Origin of the sequence: Salegentibacter tibetensis (genome assembly GCF_020164485.1) — a bacterium.
GTDB classification, from domain to species: Bacteria; Bacteroidota; Bacteroidia; order Flavobacteriales; family Flavobacteriaceae; genus Salegentibacter; species Salegentibacter tibetensis.
The window spans coordinates 71,698-88,561 of sequence record NZ_JAIQZA010000013.1 but is presented as its reverse complement, the minus strand read 5'-3'; the positions used below and the strand labels follow the sequence as shown (position 1 = coordinate 88,561).

Genomic DNA, 16,864 nt, shown 5'->3' with positions numbered 1-16,864 from the left:
GTGAAAAACCTGTTTTTGGGGTGCCGTAACACCCCGTTATAAACAGTATTTTATTCTTCTAATTTAATATCCAAACCAAGACCTTTCAATTCGTGCATTAGTACGTTGAAAGATTCCGGCAGGCCGGGTTCTGGCATAGGCTCTCCTTTTACGATAGACTCGTAAGTTTTAGCCCTTCCTATCACGTCATCTGACTTCACTGTTAAGATTTCACGCAATGTTGCTGAAGCTCCATACGCTTCAAGCGCCCAAACTTCCATCTCACCAAAACGCTGTCCACCAAATTGTGCTTTACCACCAAGTGGTTGCTGTGTAATAAGCGAATATGGCCCAATAGATCTGGCGTGCATCTTATCTTCAATCATATGTCCTAGTTTCAACATATAGATTACCCCTACAGTTGCAGGTTGGTCAAAACGATCTCCTGTGCCACCATCATAAAGATAGGTGTGCCCGTATCTTGGAATTCCGGCTTCATCGGTAAGCTCGTTAATCTGGTCTATGGTAGCTCCGTCAAAAATTGGAGTTGCATATTTATTACCAAGCTTTTGTCCTGCCCATCCAAGTACAGTTTCGTATATCTGACCAATGTTCATACGTGAAGGTACCCCAAGTGGGTTCAACACGATATCAACCGGTGTACCATCATCAAGGAATGGCATATCTTCCTGGCGAACGATTCTTGCAACAATACCTTTGTTACCGTGACGTCCAGCCATTTTATCACCAACTTTTAGTTTACGTTTCTTAGCGATGTAAACCTTAGCAAGCTTAAGGATTCCAGAAGGAAGCTCATCTCCAACAGAGACGGTAAACTTCTCTCTTCTTAGGTTACCCTGAAGATCGTTTTCCTTAATCTTATAATTGTGAATAAGGTCTGCAACCAAAGTGTTCAGGTGATCGTCTGTAGTCCAGGTACCGTGAGTTAAGTGAGTATAATCGTCTACTGCGTTAAGCATTTTCAACGTATACTTCTTCCCTTTTGGCATTACCTCTTCTCCAAGATCGTTTTGAACTCCCTGAGCAGTTTTTCCGCCTATAATAGCGAATAACTTATCTACAAGTTCAGCTTTTAAATTGGCGAATTTAGCATCGTACTTTTTCTCAAGCGCTGAAATATCTTCCTTATCCTGAGCTCTCTTACGCTTATCTTTAATAGCACGGGCAAAGAGTTTCTTCTCTATTACCACACCATTTAAAGATGGAGAAGCTTTAAGCGATGCATCTTTAACATCACCTGCTTTATCTCCAAAAATGGCACGAAGTAATTTTTCTTCTGGTGTTGGATCGCTTTCTCCTTTTGGAGTAATCTTACCAATAAGAATATCGCCAGGTTTTACCTCGGCACCAATTCTAATCATCCCGTGTTCATCAAGGTCTTTTGTAGCCTCTTCTGAAACGTTAGGAATATCATTGGTTAATTCTTCGTTACCTAATTTAGTGTCACGAACTTCAAGCGAGTATTCATCAATATGGATAGAAGTAAAGATATCTTCTCTAACCACTTTTTCTGAAATTACAATCGCATCCTCAAAGTTGTAACCTTTCCAGGGCATAAAGGCAACCTTCATGTTTCTACCTAAAGCAAGTTCCCCGGCTTCAGTAGCATATCCCTGACATAAAACCTGACCTTTAGTTACTCTATCCCCTACCCTAACAATTGGCTTAAGGTTAATAGAAGAACCCTGGTTGGTTTTACGGAACTTAATAAGATTGTATGACTTTGAATCACTATCAAAGCTAACCATACGCTCCTCTTCAGTTCTGTCGTATTTTATTATAATTTTTTTGGCGTCTACATACTCTACTTCACCTTCTCCTTCAGCATTAATCAATACACGAGAATCTGTAGCTACCTGGCGCTCCAATCCGGTTCCAACAATTGGGGAATCGGCTTGTAACAATGGCAATGCCTGGCGCATCATGTTAGATCCCATCAAGGCACGGTTCGCATCATCGTGTTCCAGGAACGGAATTAACGACGCCGAAATAGACGAAATCTGGTTTGGTGCAACGTCGGTATAATGAACCTCTTTTGGATCTACTACCGGGAAGTCACCTTCCATACGGGCAATTACCTTTTCTGAATCTATAGTGCCATCTTCTTTAAGCGGAATGTTAGCCTGGGCAATTTTCTTGTCCTCTTCCTCTTCAGCACTTAAATAAACAGCTTCTTCTGAAAAATCTAATTTTCCATTTTCAACTTTACGGTATGGTGTTTCAATGAAGCCCATTCCATTCACTTTAGCGTAAACTGAAAGTGAAGAGATAAGTCCAATGTTTGGACCTTCAGGAGTTTCAATTGGGCAAAGTCTTCCGTAGTGTGTATAGTGAACATCACGTACCTCAAAACCTGCTCTTTCTCTAGATAAACCACCTGGCCCTAATGCTGAAAGCCTACGCTTATGCGTGATTTCGGCAAGCGGGTTGGTTTGATCCATAAACTGAGACAACTGGTTGGTACCAAAGAAAGAGTTGATCACTGAAGAAAGTGTCTTCGCGTTAATCAAATCTATCGGGGTAAACACCTCGTTGTCACGAACATTCATTCTTTCACGAATGGTACGTGCCATACGAGCAAGACCAACACCAAATTGCTGAGACAATTGCTCACCTACAGTTCTAACACGACGGTTAGACAAGTGGTCAATATCATCAATCTCAGCTTTAGAGTTAATAAGCTCGATTAAATATTTAATAATGGTAATGATGTCTTCTTTGGTAAGCACTTGCTTATCCATAGCAACATCAAGACCTAATTTTTTATTCATTCTGTATCGACCAACTTCTCCAAGGCTGTAACGCTGATCTGAGAAGAATAACTTATCGATAATTCCTCGAGCAGTTTCCTCATCTGGCGGTTCTGCATTACGAAGTTGACGATAAATATGTTCTACCGCTTCTTTTTCAGAGTTGGTAGGGTCTTTTTGTAATGTATTATGAATAATAGCGTAATCTCCGGTAGAGTTATCTTCTTTGTGAAGAAGGATAGTTTTACTTCCGGTTTCAAGAATTTCTTCTATATGCTCTTTTTCAAGTTCAGTATCACGATCTAAAACAATCTCATTACGTTCTATTGAAACTACCTCTCCTGTATCTTCATCTACAAAATCCTCATACCAGGTATTCAATACACGGGCCGCAAGTTTACGACCTAATACTTTTTTAAGTCCTGTTTTTGAAACTTTCACCTCTTCTGCAAGGTCAAAAATTTCCAAAATATCTTTATCGCGCTCAAATCCAATGGCACGGAAAAGTGTGGTTACAGGTAATTTTTTCTTTCGATCGATATAAGCGTACATCACGCTGTTAATATCGGTAGCAAATTCTATCCAGGAACCTTTAAAAGGAATTACACGGGCAGAATAAAGTTTTGTTCCATTTGCGTGGAACGATTGTCCAAAGAAAACTCCTGGTGAACGGTGAAGCTGAGAAACTACCACACGTTCAGCTCCGTTGATACAAAAAGTACCACTTGGAGTCATATAAGGTATAGTTCCTAAGTAAACGTCCTGTACGATGGTTTCAAAATCTTCGTGTTCAGGGTCGGTACAATATAGTTTTAATCTTGCTTTAAGAGGCACACTATACGTTAAACCACGCTCTATACACTCCTGAATGGAATATCTTGGCGGGTCCACAAAATAATCTAAAAATTCTAGTACAAATTGGTTACGGGTGTCCGTAATTGGGAAGTTTTCCAGGAAGGTATTATAGAGACCTTCATTTCCCCGCTCTTCTGATTTGGTTTCTAGTTGAAAGAAATCCTGAAAAGACTTGATCTGGATATCCAGGAAGTCCGGGTAATCAGGTCTGTTCTTTACAGAAGAGAAACTCACTCTTTCAGTTTGCTTTGCTAACATCAATGGACGGATTATAATTTATAAAAAAACGGGCGCGCAAGAGGTTAATCCCCTATATACGCAAAAGGGTTTAGACCTTCAGGAGCGAATCCTGAGGTCTAAACCTAAATAATATTGCTGTTGGCAAGCTTATTTAAGCTCAACCTCAGCTCCTGCTTCTTCTAGCTGTGCTTTAAGTGCTTCTGCTTCGTCTTTAGCTACTCCTTCTTTAACTGGAGCTGGTGCGCCATCTACTAATGCTTTAGCATCTTTAAGACCAAGACCTGTAAGTTCTTTTACAAGTTTTACAACTGCTAGTTTAGATCCACCTGGAGCTGTAAGAATTACATCAAATTCAGTTTGCTCTTCAGCTTCTTCACCATCACCAGCAGCACCGCCACCAGCAACAGCTACTGCAGCAGCTGCAGGCTCTATACCATATTCTTCTTTCAAGATATCTGCTAACTCGTTTACTTCTTTTACGGTTAAGTTAACCAATTGTTCTGCGAATTCTTTTAAATCTGCCATTTTCTATCGTTTTTAAAAAGTTCTTTAATTTATAATTGTTAAAAAGTGCGTACTATTTTTCTTCCTTTTCAGAAAGTGTCTTAAGGATTCCAGATATTTTACCGCCACCAGACTTAAGTGCTGAAATAACATTCTTAGCAGGTGATTGTAATAGTCCAACGATATCTCCAATAACCTCTTCTTTAGACTTGATATTTACAAGTGTGTCAAGGTAATCATCTCCTACATAAACTGCTTCTTCAACAAAAGCTCCTTTAAGTAGTGGTTTCTCGTTTTTCTTTCTGAATTCTTTAATCACTTTGGCCGGTCCATTACCGGTTTCAGAAAACATTATGGAAGTGTTACCTTTTAATACCGAAGGAAGGTCTCCAAATTCCTTATCCGAAGCTTCCATCGCCTTAGCAAGCAAGGTATTTTTAACTACAGCCAGCTGTACGTTAGCTTTAAAACAAGCTCTACGTAAGTTTGAAGTTGTTCCGGCATCAAGGCCAGATATATCTGCTAAATAAACCACAGAATTATCTGTTAACTGGGCAGTTAAATCTTCAATTACTATTGATTTTTCTTCTCTTGTCATAATCTATACTATTATTGCTCAGTGAACCTTTTAGTATCAACCTGAACGCTCGGGCTCATTGTAGAAGACATGTGGATACTTTTAATATACACACCCTTAGATGCCTGAGGTTTCAACTTCACTAAAGTAGTTAATAATTCTCTCGCGTTTCCAGCAATTTTTTCAGCTTCAAAAGATGCTTTTCCAATCCCAGCGTGAACAATACCGGTTTTATCAACTTTAAAGTCAATTTTACCAGCTTTAACATCAGATACTGCTTTTGCAACATCCATAGTTACTGTTCCTGTCTTTGGGTTAGGCATAAGCCCTCTTGGTCCAAGTACTCGTCCCAAAGGTCCTAATTTACCCATTACGCTAGGCATAGTGATAATTACATCTACATCTGTCCATCCACCTTTTATCTTGTCTAGATATTCATCAAGACCAACATAATCGGCTCCGGCTTCTTTTGCCTCTTCTTCCTTATCTGGAGTAACTAACGCAAGTACTTTTACATCTTTACCGGTACCATGTGGAAGGGTTACAACACCTCTCACCATTTGGTTGGCTTTTCTTGGATCTACATTCAAACGAACCGCTAAATCCACAGATGCATCGAAGTTTTCGTTAGCAACTTCTTTAATTAAAGCTGAAGCATCTGCAACCGAGTATGCTTTATTGCTCTCGATCTTAGATTGGGCTTCTTTTTGCTTTTTAGTTAATTTTGCCATTTTTAATTTCTTTTTGGATTAAAACGGTGCATCACCTTTTACAGTTATTCCCATTGAACGAGCTGTTCCAGCAACCATTTTCATTGCAGATTCTACGGTGAAGGCGTTTAAATCCTGCATCTTATCTTCTGCAATAGTTTTAATCTGATCCCAAGAAACACTTGCTATTTTCTTTCTGTTTGGTTCTCCTGAACCCTTTTTATTTTTAGATGCTTCCAACAATTGTACTGCAGCTGGAGGAGTTTTAATCACAAAGTCAAAAGACTTATCTGAATAAACCGTAATCGCAACCGGCAATACTTTACCTTGTTTATCCTGAGTTCTACCATTGAATTGCTTACAGAATTCCATGATATTTACCCCGGCAGCACCCAAAGCAGGTCCAACTGGTGGTGATGGGTTAGCAGCACCTCCGCGAACTTGTAGTTTTACAACTTTACTTACTTCTTTTGCCATTTTCTAAATTTTTAAGGTGATGGTTTATTAGAGTGGAAGCTTTAAAAAACCATCAAAAAATATGTAACTAAAATCTTTATACTTTTTCTACTTGCATATAGCTTAATTCCAATGGTGTTTTTCTTCCGAAAATTTTCACCATTACCTCAAGCTTACGCTTTTCTTCATTAATCTTTTCTACTGTACCATTAAAACCGTTAAACGGACCATCTATAACCTTTATGGTTTCTCCAATAGTAAAAGGTATCGCAACATTATCGGTTTTTACTGAAAGCTCATCTACTTTACCAAGCATTCTGTTCACTTCAGATCTTCTAAGCGGAACAGGATCTCCTCCTTTAGTTTCTCCTAAAAACCCAATAACCCCGTTGATATTTTTAATCACGTGTGGCATTTCACCGTCAAGGCTAGCCTGAATCATTACATAACCCGGAAAATAAACACGTTCTTTGTTTACTTTCTTACCATTTCTAATCTGGATAACTTTTTCGGTAGGAACTAAGATTTGATCTAGATAGTCCTCCATCCCAAGATGAGCAACTTCTTTTTCAATATAGTCTTTAACCTTGTTTTCCTGACCGCTAACGGCACGAACTACATACCACTTTTTTTCTTTTCCTTCTGCCATCTTAATATTTTTAAGATTTAATCCATTTGAAATATTCTTCGATAGCCGAACTAAATACGGTATCTACTCCCCAAATAGCCAGAGAAAAAATTATAGAAAAAACCGCTACTAAAATGGTAAGCCTTTGCGCTTCGGGCCAGCTTGTCCAGGTAACGTGGTTTCTTAATTCGTTGTAAGATTCTGATATATAATTGCCAATTCCTGCCATGTGATTCTAAAGGTATTTGCACGGGTTCAGAGGCTTCCTTCGACTATGCTCAGGACAAGCTTCTCGCCTCGCTTTATCTGCACGGGTTGAGAGGCTCGAACTCCCGACACCTGGTTTTGGAGACCAGTGCTCTACCAACTGAGCTAAACCCGTAAATATAATATAAAGGAAGATTTCCCGCTAAGGCGGGAAATCTTTTTATATCTAAACTGTAATTAGTCTAAAATTTCAGTAACCTGTCCAGCACCTACAGTTCTACCACCTTCACGGATAGCGAAACGTAGACCAACATTCATTGCAATAGTCTGGATAAGCTCAACAGTAATTGTAAGGTTATCACCAGGCATTACCATTTCAACTCCATCAGGAAGACTAATTGTTCCTGTTACATCAGTTGTACGTACATAGAACTGAGGACGGTAGTTATTGTGGAATGGAGTGTGACGTCCACCTTCTTCTTTCTTAAGGATATAAACCTCTGCCTTAAACTTAGCGTGAGGAGTTACAGATCCAGGCTTGGTAATTACCATACCTCTTGAGATCTGAGACTTCTCAATACCTCTTAACAAGATACCAACGTTATCTCCAGCTTCACCTCTATCAAGGATCTTACGGAACATCTCAACACCAGTAATAGTAGAAGTAAGTTTTTCAGCTCCCATACCAATAATCTCTACAGGATCTCCTGTGTTTGCAACACCAGTCTCAATACGACCAGTTGCAACAGTACCACGACCTGTAATAGAGAATACATCTTCTATAGGCATCAAGAAAGGCTTATCTACATCACGCTCAGGTAATTCGATCCAGCTATCAACAGCTTCCATCAAATCAAGAACGGTTTTAGACCACTTCTCATCACCTTCAAGAGCTCCAAGTGCAGAACCTGAAATTACAGGACCGTTATCACCATCATATTCATAGAAAGAAAGAAGATCCCTAACTTCCATTTCAACCAGCTCTAAAAGCTCCTCATCATCAACAAGGTCAACTTTATTCAAGAACACAACGATTCTTGGAATACCAACCTGGCGTCCTAGAAGAATGTGCTCACGAGTTTGCGGCATAGGTCCATCAGTTGCAGCAACTACAAGAATTGCACCGTCCATTTGAGCAGCACCAGTAACCATGTTCTTTACATAATCGGCGTGACCAGGACAGTCAACGTGTGCGTAGTGACGGTTAGCAGTTTGATATTCTACGTGAGAAGAGTTAATTGTAATACCTCTTTCTTTTTCTTCAGGAGCATTATCAATTTGATCAAAAGCACTAGCTTCTGAATATCCAGCATCAGCCATTACTTTAGTAATCGCTGCTGTTAAAGTCGTTTTTCCGTGATCTACGTGTCCAATTGTACCTATGTTAAGGTGCGGTTTGGAACGATCGTATGTTTCCTTTGCCATAATTAATACTTATTTAATCTTAGTTATATATTAGTGTTCAATTTAATACAATCTAGAGCCAACGACGAGAATTGAACTCGTGACCTCTTCCTTACCAAGGAAACGCTCTACCCCTGAGCTACGTCGGCAAGCCGAAAGTTCACACTTTCAAGGTTCACCGGTTCAAACAAGAAAAACCATAAACCAACATTGGTTTACGGGGATGTTTAATTGTTACTTAAACCGGAAAAATAAATCAAGAAAACAAGAAGCAAAACTTCCTGTTCTCCAATTAAGAGCGGGAGACCGGGTTCGAACCGGCGACATTCAGCTTGGAAGGCTGACGCTCTACCAACTGAGCTACTCCCGCATTATCGATTCAAGGCTTTCAAATTTAAAGTTCCGAATTTTCACATCCTTGAATCTTGAACTTTAAATGTTGTGGGGAGAGCAGGATTCGAACCTGCGAAGTTGAAAACAGCAGATTTACAGTCTGCCCTCGTTGGCCGCTTGAGTATCTCCCCAAATTTATTTTTCCACTATTTCATAGAACCGTAGCCGGCGCACCAGCTAAGCTTTATGATGGTTTGTTTTTTTTAACGGCTGCAAATAAACGTAATTTTACAGCACCATCCAAAGCATTTTTAAAAATTTTTCTATAAAACTTTTAGCCGCTTAATTTTCTTAAGCTTAAAAATACTTACTTCAAAATTTCAAGAGCCGATGGAGGGACTCGAACCCACGACCTGCTGATTACAAATCAGCTGCTCTAGCCAGCTGAGCTACATCGGCCTTTACGCTACTTTTTTAGCATAAAAAAGTCCGCTATTTCTAACGGACTGCAAATGTATATAAATTATTCCTTTCACAAAACAATTCTGCAAAAAAAATATTTAAACGTGCGCACTTAATTTTTCCTTGCGTTTAATTAACTGTCTTTGTAGTGATGAAGCACATTCGTCTACGCATTCTTCAAATTTTTTACATGTTTTTTTAACCATGATATCCCCGCCCGGTATACTCAATAAAATTTCAGTAATTTTATTATCCTTTCCGCTGGTATTTTGAACTTTTAAAAAGACATCAGCATAGATAATTTTATCATAATAATTTTCAAGCCTATCCATTTTTCGTTGGATGAAATCAATTAATTTTCGATCGGCGTTGAAGTTAACAGACTGCACATTTACTTTCATCTTCTGTAGAATTAAATTAAACAATATTTTAGTCGGTCTTTTTATTCCGGGGATGCGCCATTTGATGCACCTTACTGAGTTCTGAGATACTATTATGGGTATACACTTGCGTGGCAGCAAGACTGGAATGCCCAAGCAATTCTTTTACAGCGTTTAGGTTAGCCCCCTGGCTCAATAAATGTGTCGCAAATGAATGCCGCAGGATATGCGGACTCCTTTTTATTTTGCCAGACACCTTACTAAAATAATTATTTATAATTCTATAAACAAGACTTTCGTATAATTTAATACCTTTTTGAGAGACAAATAGATAAGACACCTCCTCGCCTACCATTACATCTGCACGTCTGCTTAAATAGTTTTCCAAATTAGAAATCACACCCGGCAAAAGCGGTATAATTCTTTCCTTTTGTCTTTTACCAAGCACCTTTATGTACTTCCCGGCCAGATCTACATCCTGAAGTTTGATCGCAATAAGTTCTATCCGTCTAATCCCGGTGGTATAAAAAAGCTCTACGATTAACCGATCACGCAATCCTTCAAAATCTGAAGTATCGATTTGCTCTAGCACCTGGGTGATTTCAGCTTCAGAAAATGGAACCTGAATCTTAGAAGCGGTTTTTAAAGCTTTATGGTTTGCAAGAGGGGAAAATTTTATATCCCCGGTTTTCTGCAGAAAGCGATAATAAGCTTTTAAAGAAGAAATTTTTCGGTTTATACTCCTGTTAGAAACACCCTGATCTACCAAGGCAACAATCCAGTTCCGTATCTGGGAATAATGCACTTTACTGAGATCTTTTTCTTCAAATTCAAAAAAAATAAATTCTGAAAAAGATTTTAAATCGGTTTTATAGGCGGTTAGGGTATTGGGAGAATATTTTTTCTCTAACTGCAGGTAATCTAAAAACTGTGAAAAGGGCATAAAAAAACTGTTGATAGACAAAGTTAGCAAACTTTAATCTATCAACAGTTATATTGCACTACCAAGAAACAAAGCTGTCCTGGATTTAATTCTGAATCTGTAAGAGAATTATCAGGTTCAAATATTTCCGCCTTTACTGAAATAAATTCAGTACAGATTGCGGAAATGATTAAAGATATTCTAGATATCTTCCTGATCTCTCAAATGCTGGATGTACTCGGCTTTTTGATGCTGAGCTCTCTTCGCAACAGAAGGTTTCGTGAAATGCTGGCGGCTTCTCAGCTGGCGCATTGTTCCGGTTTTATCGAATTTTCGCTTAAAACGCTTTAGCGCTCTATCTATATTTTCTCCGTCTTTTACTGGTATTATTAACATAGTGTCATCACCTCCTTTCTTTAGGCCGCAAAGATAATTTAAATCTTAGAACCTACAATTAATATTTTAATTATTATTCAATCTATTTTGCCGCCGGCTTGTACTCTTTCTTGTCGATTACCATTTTAGCGATAATCTCTCTTAAGATTTCAGAAGTTCCTCCACCAATTGGGCCTAGACGGCTATCACGGAACATTCTGGCTAAAGGATAATCTTCCATATAACCATAACCACCTAACATCTGCAGGCAGTCGTAAATAACTTTATCAGCCATTTTGGTAGAGAGCAATTTAGACATACTTGCTTCTTTTACCACATATTGTCCATCATCCAGGCGTTTAGCGATGGAATAATTAAATTCCTTGTTCATCTCTACCTCGCTGGCCATATCAGCAACCGAATGTCTTAAAGCCTGAAATTTATCTATGGTACGACCAAAAGCTTCCCTTTCTGCCATATAGCCTAACGTATAATCTAAGGCATATTCTGCTCGCGCGTGGGAATTGATCCCCATAATTAAACGCTCCAAAGCAAAGTGCTGCATGATATAAGAAAAACCTTTTCCTTCTTCACCCATTAGATTTTCAGCAGGAATTTCAACATCATCAAAGGCAAGCTCTGCCGTATCTGATGCTCTCCAGCCAAGTTTATCCAACTTTGAAGCCGAAATTCCGGGAGTATCCCTATCTACTATAAAAATACTCATTCCTTTATTTCCCTTTTCGGGATCAGTTTTAGCAGCTATCACCAGGTAATCTGAATAAACCCCGTTTGTAATAAAGGTTTTGGAACCGTTTAGAATGTATTTATCTCCTTTTTTAATTGCTGTGCTTCGCATTCCGGCAACATCAGAGCCACCAAAAGGTTCGGTAATACAAAGGCAACCTATTTTATCGCCTTCAATACTAGGCGTCAGGTATTTTGTCTTAATCCCATCGTCACCTTCTTTATTTACGTGCGTCATCGCTAAATAAGCGTGTGCCCACATAGCAGCTGCAAAACCGCCGCTATTAATTTTTTGAAGTTCTTCAAGGAAAATGACGGTATAAAAAATATCGAGGTCCATCCCGCCGTATTCTTCCGGTTGGTTAAGGCCAAAATACCCCATCTCACCAAACTTCTTCCAGATAAAGCGTTCTATTGTTCCAGATTTCTCCCATTTATCAATATGCGGTACCACTTCTTTTTGTAAAAAGTCCTGAAAACTTTTTCTAAAAAGTTCATGTTCCTCTGTAAAATACATTGTGTTCATGCTAATTTCTTTTTTTATTCTGAAGGGAAGCAGACTCCCAGTTTACTAAAATAAAATCAATTTTTAAATCTATGCTTATTCGGTTAGCTAATATTTTAATTAACAAATTTTCCGAATAATCAATCTAAGCTCAAATATAATTGAATTCTATCGATTTTATCTGAAGGAAAACTTTCTATTTTTGATAATTCTTCAAAAGAGTTGATCTCTTCGTGTAGTTGGCGGTAATCTATAATCTCCCGGGCAAGTTCATATTCAATATAAGGTACTTCTACAAGGTCTAAAACTTTCGCCTCGTTAATATTTGTTAAACTGAATTCTTCGTTTTTAAAAACGCGAAATTGCTGCTCCAGCTTTTCCCGGGTTTCATAATTTAAACCATAAATATCCTTTAACTGAATCTCACTTCTAAATCCTGCAATTTTAGTCCGGTAATTAACTATCCTATTTGCCAGAACCTCACCTATTCCATTTACTTTTTGTAAATCTTCTGCTTCTGCTTTATTTAAATCTGAAACCAAGACCCTTGTTGCAGTTTGGGCTGCAGCTTTTTCTCTTGCAGCTTCAATCACCCAATCTGGAAATTTAAAATAAGGGGAAATTTCGCCAAGTAAAGTATCTGAAACCCCGGTAACCCGCTGAAAATCTTCTGCAGAATTAATCCATTTATTTTCGTTTCTAAATTGATGAAGTTTATCTATTTCTTCCATACTCATTCCCAAAGTATAGCCTTTAAAATCCGTAATATAGTTTGGGTTAAAAGGAAAGATTTTCACCGAATCTGCTTCAGCCCTGGCTAGTTTTATTGAATCTATTTGAGACTGAAAACCTTCAATTTCCTCCTGAGTTAAACCTTCAGCTGAATTTTCAGAATAAAAATCAGAAAAATAATAGATTGCCTGAAGTATGATAATAATGCATACCAAAAGAAAAATCCCATTTTGTTGGCTCTTTGTGAACACAAAATGGGATTTTATCGGTTTCATATCTATTACAAGATTAGCTGGCTTTTGCCTCTCGTTGTTTCTTGAATAATTCTCCTGCTTTTAGCTTTCTGGAATATTCGTTAAGATCCCTTCTAACTTCGCTAGACATAATATAAAGCCCAATAATATTAGGAAAAGACATTGCCAGGATCATCATATCAGAGAAATCCAGCACGGCTCCTAAACTTACAGAAGCCCCAACAACAACAAATACAAGGAAAAGAACCTTATAAACCAACTCTGTTTTCTTACTCTTTCCGAATAAATAAGTCCAGGAACGCATTCCATAATAAGACCAGGAAATCATTGTAGAAAATGCAAATAAGAAAACGGCCATTGCCAGTACATATGGGAACCAGGAAACAACACTTGCAAAAGCATCTGAAGTTAATTGAACTCCACCTACGCCATCAACTTCGTGCATTCCGGTAAATATTAATACCAATGCGGTTAACGTACAAACAACTACTGTATCTATAAAAGGTTCTAACAAGGCAACAAAACCTTCAGATGGCGGGTGATTTGTTTTCGCGGCCGAGTGAGCAATCGCTGCAGAACCTACACCGGCTTCGTTAGAGAATGCTGCACGTTGGAAACCAACAATAAGCACCCCAATAATTCCACCTTTCATCGCTGTTGCATTAAATGCTCCATCGTAAATAGCTCCAAATGCAGGAACAATGTTCTCAATATTTATAAATATTACTGTTAAAGCACCAAGTACATATACTACTGCCATAAAAGGCACTACCCTACCGGTAACTTTAGCAATACTCTGAACACCTCCAATAATTACAATCCCTACAAGAACTGCTACTCCAAGCCCAAACCAAAAACCATTGCCGATTAAGAAAGCAAACTGGCCGGAAAGGATTTCAAAAGACTGGTTGGCCTGAAACATGTTTCCTCCTCCAAACGAGGCTCCAATACCAAGGATAGCGAAGAAAGCAGCAAGGAATTTACCCAAACCGCGCATATTTCTTTTTTCAAGGCCGTATCGCAAATAATTCATAGGACCTCCAAAAATTCTACCTTCAGAATTAATAAAACGATATTTTACACCAAGGGTACATTCTACAAATTTTGAAGCCATTCCTAATAATCCGGCAATGATCATCCAAAATGTAGCTCCTGCACCACCAAGGGAAATTGCCACAGCAACACCAGCGATATTACCAAGACCAACAGTTGCAGAAACTGCTGTAGCCAAAGCCTGAAAGTGAGTAATACTACCCGGCGCGTTAGGTTCGTCATATTTTCCCCTCGCAAGGTCTATAGAGTGTCTAAATCCTTTAAAATTAATGAAGCCCATTTTTACCGTAAAAAAAGCAGCACCAAAAATTAGCCAAACAACGATAAAAGGAATATTATGGGTTTGTGGAGTCCCGTTAGGGTTCGTTAACAATTGCGGCTCATCATATTCTATATGAGCCAGCATATGGGCGTTTGTTTCAATGAGGTCTGAACTATTTTCATAATCCCAAATCATTTCACCTTCACCCACCAAATAATTGACTGTTCCGTTAGCCTTAGCAAAAACCTCTAACTCACCACTGTTTTGCGAACTTACAATAGCTATAAGGTCACCTTCATCAACATGAGTCCCTTCTTCTACTCTCCACTCTTTTAAAGTAAATTTGTCTTCTGCATCAGCAGTCCAACTGGGAGTGGGAACGTATTCTTTTTCAGCATATACCTTTGGGTCGTAGATACCCATAGCGGTAAATGGATCCCAGAAAAGTATTGCTGTCATAGCTTCTACTACAGGGACAAAAGTACCATTAAAATGTTCGGTAATAGCTTCTGCCTTTACCTCAAAACTCTTCGTTACAGAATTCCCCTGACTATCGGTTACAGTAACTTCATAAGGAATACCCTCGGTAAGGCCTTCAGCCCGGGAAGAATCTAATGAGGTTCCAGGATCTGACCATTGATATTTGTAGGGAGGTACACCACCCGTTACTTCGAGGTCAATAAACCCATTATTAATCACATTTGAAGGATTGCCAACTTTGGCCTGGACATCCAGTTCTTGTGCATTAATCGCTAAAATTGAAAACAAAAAGAACACTGAAAGCAGATACTTTCTCATATAGAATATTGGTTGTTTAATTTAGATTGATTATTTCCGCGAAGCAAGATGCTAAAAAATTAGGCTTTTTCAAATTTTTGGGAGTTAAATTGTAAAGGTATTGTTAAATTAAATTTGATTAAACTCCCCTAACCCCCATTTATTTTAATAAAAATGCAGCTAAAAGCCGCTTATAAATCAAAAACTGAAGTTCTTTTAGTGTAGACCAAGTCCTTAAGCTTCAACCAAAAAGCAAGGATTAAATAAACTATAAACCAGGACCCAAGGGTAAAAAAAGAGGCATAAATAAAAAACAGGCGAACACTTTTAGCACGCATTCCCAGTTTATCGGCTACACGGGAAGACACATAAAAACCATGTCTCTCGAAAAAATAACGAATATTGTGAACCATTTTTTTCATCCCTACAAATATAGCATTTTAAGTCTTTTGCTGCAGTAATTTCACCCCAATGGCGCAGTCCAGGCATTTATTAGCTTCGCAATAGGTATTCTTTAGTTGCACCATAGCCTGGGAGTGCAGTGCATTTTCAGCACAACTTTTTCGAAGTTTCCTAAAATTTTGAATGATCTTATTTTCTTCTGAAGGTATTTGTTCAATCAAAAAAAGCAGGTCATCCACCCCATCATTGCCCCGGGCTCGCGAATAACAAAATCGCAGAGGGATAATTGTATTGATTAACACAAGGTCTTTAAATGCAGTACTCAAGCTTTTTTGTCTCTCTGTATGTTTCTTCGGAAATGTAAAATGTTCTCTCCAAAATAAGGAAGTTTCTACGTTTAAAATTTCGTAGACCTCATCTAAAGATTTTGAAGCAATTAGCACTGAAAATAAATTTTGGTGAATAAAATACAGAGAAGCTAATTGAGACAGCCTGATGTTAGGGAAATTATCTGGTCTTAACCGAAAGTATTTCGGACGAATAATGCCGGTATTGTCCAGGTTATACTTGTGTTGTAGATAAGAGTATTCTTGCTTCAGTTGATTAAAATAAGAAATATTGAGTTGTTTTTCCAGTAACCCACATTGCCCAAAAAGTAAAGCTTCCAGCTGTAAATTATTCTGGGAAGCTTTTTGAACAATCGTAAAATCTAAACTCTGCGCCATACTTAAAAAAGCATCCCCGTTAAGATTTAGTCCGAAGTTTTTAGCCAACAGCTGGAATAAAACAGCCTCCCAATCATTCCCAGACTTTCCTAATAAATCCAGGATAAGCACCGATTTTTCTTCTAAACGCTCCAGGTATAAACGTTCCTGCCAGTGACGCAAGGTAAAATCATCAATATCCTTAAAGTTTTTTTCGCAATTAATCCAGTTTTGAGAAGAAGCAAAAAGTTGCCGGTAGCGTTTAATCAGGTTTTTATCAACCAAATTTTTTAAGCTTAAAGCAGGAATTTGGCTTTTATCAGGCCTTTGAACCTCCACATCGTCTTCCCACACAACGTGTAGAATAACATTATCGTAATTCCTGTCTTTTTCGTGTTGGTGGAAATACCAATCTGAAGCCTTAATATGTAACTCAACGTTCCCGGCCCAAACCTGCTCCCCTATTTTTAAACGGGCATTAAAAAAATCGGGGCCAGAATTAAAATTATGAGTTCCGCTATCTATAAGAAGTACTTTTTCTCCCTGCGTGGTTTCAGCATTGGTGAAATCGAATTTCTTGTATTTCCAGAGGTAATGTAAAAAGTCTTCACGCATCTTTTAAAAT

The 16,864-nt window shown here is 38.4% G+C and carries 16 protein-coding genes and 5 tRNA genes; all 21 read right to left on the bottom strand.

Going from position 1 to position 16,864, the window contains the following annotated elements; all coding sequences use genetic code 11:
- Window positions 1-50: 50 nt before the first annotated feature.
- Entirely contained in the window at window positions 51-3,863 is a 3,813-nt protein-coding gene (gene rpoB / locus LB467_RS08905) for a DNA-directed RNA polymerase subunit beta (protein ID WP_224473683.1), read from the bottom strand.
- Between the two features lie 129 nt (window positions 3,864-3,992).
- Window positions 3,993-4,370, bottom strand: a complete 378-nt coding sequence (rplL, locus tag LB467_RS08900; protein ID WP_224473682.1) for a 50S ribosomal protein L7/L12 — start codon at window positions 4,368-4,370, stop codon at window positions 3,993-3,995.
- A 52-nt stretch (window positions 4,371-4,422) separates the two neighbouring features.
- Window positions 4,423-4,947, bottom strand: a complete 525-nt coding sequence (rplJ, locus tag LB467_RS08895) for a 50S ribosomal protein L10 (protein WP_224473681.1) — start codon at window positions 4,945-4,947, stop codon at window positions 4,423-4,425.
- Window positions 4,948-4,958: 11 nt separating this feature from the next.
- The gene (gene rplA, locus LB467_RS08890) at window positions 4,959-5,657 is read right to left on the bottom strand and encodes a 50S ribosomal protein L1 (protein WP_224473680.1); all 699 of its coding nucleotides are present in this window, start codon (window positions 5,655-5,657) and stop codon (window positions 4,959-4,961) included.
- A gap of 18 nt (window positions 5,658-5,675) precedes the next feature.
- Window positions 5,676-6,113 (bottom strand): 50S ribosomal protein L11, encoded by a 438-nt coding sequence (gene rplK, locus LB467_RS08885; protein ID WP_224473679.1) that lies wholly within the window; start codon window positions 6,111-6,113, stop codon window positions 5,676-5,678.
- A gap of 76 nt (window positions 6,114-6,189) precedes the next feature.
- Complete coding sequence (gene nusG / locus LB467_RS08880) at window positions 6,190-6,741, bottom strand: transcription termination/antitermination protein NusG (protein WP_224470587.1); 552 nt, start codon at window positions 6,739-6,741, stop codon at window positions 6,190-6,192.
- Window positions 6,742-6,751: 10 nt separating this feature from the next.
- Entirely contained in the window at window positions 6,752-6,949 is a 198-nt protein-coding gene (gene secE / locus LB467_RS08875) for a preprotein translocase subunit SecE (protein ID WP_037316423.1), read from the bottom strand.
- An 80-nt stretch (window positions 6,950-7,029) separates the two neighbouring features.
- A tRNA-Trp gene (locus tag LB467_RS08870) sits at window positions 7,030-7,102 on the bottom strand.
- A 62-nt stretch (window positions 7,103-7,164) separates the two neighbouring features.
- Window positions 7,165-8,352, bottom strand: coding sequence for an elongation factor Tu (tuf, locus tag LB467_RS08865; protein WP_224470590.1), 1,188 nt, complete (start codon window positions 8,350-8,352; stop codon window positions 7,165-7,167).
- 56 nt (window positions 8,353-8,408) lie between these two features.
- Window positions 8,409-8,480 (bottom strand) — tRNA-Thr (locus LB467_RS08860).
- 148 nt (window positions 8,481-8,628) lie between these two features.
- Window positions 8,629-8,701: transfer RNA gene (locus LB467_RS08855), tRNA-Gly, on the bottom strand.
- A 72-nt stretch (window positions 8,702-8,773) separates the two neighbouring features.
- Window positions 8,774-8,855, bottom strand: a tRNA-Tyr gene (locus LB467_RS08850).
- 194 nt (window positions 8,856-9,049) lie between these two features.
- Window positions 9,050-9,123, bottom strand: a tRNA-Thr gene (locus LB467_RS08845).
- 101 nt (window positions 9,124-9,224) lie between these two features.
- Window positions 9,225-9,527: a ribosome hibernation-promoting factor, HPF/YfiA family gene (gene hpf, locus LB467_RS08840; RefSeq protein ID WP_224473678.1), complete on the bottom strand. Its 303-nt coding sequence runs from the start codon at window positions 9,525-9,527 to the stop codon at window positions 9,225-9,227.
- A 28-nt stretch (window positions 9,528-9,555) separates the two neighbouring features.
- A complete protein-coding gene (locus tag LB467_RS08835) occupies window positions 9,556-10,449 on the bottom strand; it encodes a tyrosine-type recombinase/integrase (protein ID WP_224473677.1) in 894 nt (297 codons plus the stop codon).
- 180 nt (window positions 10,450-10,629) lie between these two features.
- Entirely contained in the window at window positions 10,630-10,824 is a 195-nt protein-coding gene (rpsU, locus tag LB467_RS08830) for a 30S ribosomal protein S21 (RefSeq protein ID WP_070055026.1), read from the bottom strand.
- A gap of 82 nt (window positions 10,825-10,906) precedes the next feature.
- Window positions 10,907-12,076 carry an acyl-CoA dehydrogenase family protein gene (locus LB467_RS08825; RefSeq protein WP_224473676.1) on the bottom strand — a complete coding sequence of 390 codons (1,170 nt, stop codon included), beginning with the start codon at window positions 12,074-12,076 and terminating at the stop codon, window positions 10,907-10,909.
- Window positions 12,077-12,195: 119 nt separating this feature from the next.
- Window positions 12,196-13,038, bottom strand: a complete 843-nt coding sequence (locus LB467_RS08820) for a ComEA family DNA-binding protein (protein ID WP_224473675.1) — start codon at window positions 13,036-13,038, stop codon at window positions 12,196-12,198.
- Window positions 13,039-13,075: 37 nt separating this feature from the next.
- The gene (locus LB467_RS08815) at window positions 13,076-15,154 is read right to left on the bottom strand and encodes an amino acid carrier protein (RefSeq protein WP_224473674.1); all 2,079 of its coding nucleotides are present in this window, start codon (window positions 15,152-15,154) and stop codon (window positions 13,076-13,078) included.
- A 170-nt stretch (window positions 15,155-15,324) separates the two neighbouring features.
- Window positions 15,325-15,555 carry a PspC domain-containing protein gene (locus tag LB467_RS08810; RefSeq protein WP_224473673.1) on the bottom strand — a complete coding sequence of 77 codons (231 nt, stop codon included), beginning with the start codon at window positions 15,553-15,555 and terminating at the stop codon, window positions 15,325-15,327.
- Window positions 15,556-15,573: 18 nt separating this feature from the next.
- The gene (locus tag LB467_RS08805; RefSeq protein ID WP_224473672.1) at window positions 15,574-16,854 is read right to left on the bottom strand and encodes a DUF2851 family protein; all 1,281 of its coding nucleotides are present in this window, start codon (window positions 16,852-16,854) and stop codon (window positions 15,574-15,576) included.
- Between the last annotated feature and the right edge of the window lie 10 nt (window positions 16,855-16,864).

What these genes read in the sequence shown, in the direction of transcription:
- rpoB (WP_224473683.1), bottom strand. Translation starts at nt 3,863, where the DNA reads ATGTTAGCAAAGCAAACTGAAAGAGTGAGTTTCTCTTCTGTAAAGAAC.
- rplL (WP_224473682.1), bottom strand. Translation starts at nt 4,370, where the DNA reads ATGGCAGATTTAAAAGAATTCGCAGAACAATTGGTTAACTTAACCGTA.
- rplJ (WP_224473681.1), bottom strand. Translation starts at nt 4,947, where the DNA reads ATGACAAGAGAAGAAAAATCAATAGTAATTGAAGATTTAACTGCCCAG.
- rplA (WP_224473680.1), bottom strand. Translation starts at nt 5,657, where the DNA reads ATGGCAAAATTAACTAAAAAGCAAAAAGAAGCCCAATCTAAGATCGAG.
- rplK (WP_224473679.1), bottom strand. Translation starts at nt 6,113, where the DNA reads ATGGCAAAAGAAGTAAGTAAAGTTGTAAAACTACAAGTTCGCGGAGGT.
- nusG (WP_224470587.1), bottom strand. Translation starts at nt 6,741, where the DNA reads ATGGCAGAAGGAAAAGAAAAAAAGTGGTATGTAGTTCGTGCCGTTAGC.
- secE (WP_037316423.1), bottom strand. Translation starts at nt 6,949, where the DNA reads ATGGCAGGAATTGGCAATTATATATCAGAATCTTACAACGAATTAAGA.
- tuf (WP_224470590.1), bottom strand. Translation starts at nt 8,352, where the DNA reads ATGGCAAAGGAAACATACGATCGTTCCAAACCGCACCTTAACATAGGT.
- hpf (WP_224473678.1), bottom strand. Translation starts at nt 9,527, where the DNA reads ATGAAAGTAAATGTGCAGTCTGTTAACTTCAACGCCGATCGAAAATTA.
- LB467_RS08835 (WP_224473677.1), bottom strand. Translation starts at nt 10,449, where the DNA reads ATGCCCTTTTCACAGTTTTTAGATTACCTGCAGTTAGAGAAAAAATAT.
- rpsU (WP_070055026.1), bottom strand. Translation starts at nt 10,824, where the DNA reads ATGTTAATAATACCAGTAAAAGACGGAGAAAATATAGATAGAGCGCTA.
- LB467_RS08825 (WP_224473676.1), bottom strand. Translation starts at nt 12,076, where the DNA reads ATGAACACAATGTATTTTACAGAGGAACATGAACTTTTTAGAAAAAGT.
- LB467_RS08815 (WP_224473674.1), bottom strand. Translation starts at nt 15,154, where the DNA reads ATGAGAAAGTATCTGCTTTCAGTGTTCTTTTTGTTTTCAATTTTAGCG.
- LB467_RS08810 (WP_224473673.1), bottom strand. Translation starts at nt 15,555, where the DNA reads ATGAAAAAAATGGTTCACAATATTCGTTATTTTTTCGAGAGACATGGT.
- LB467_RS08805 (WP_224473672.1), bottom strand. Translation starts at nt 16,854, where the DNA reads ATGCGTGAAGACTTTTTACATTACCTCTGGAAATACAAGAAATTCGAT.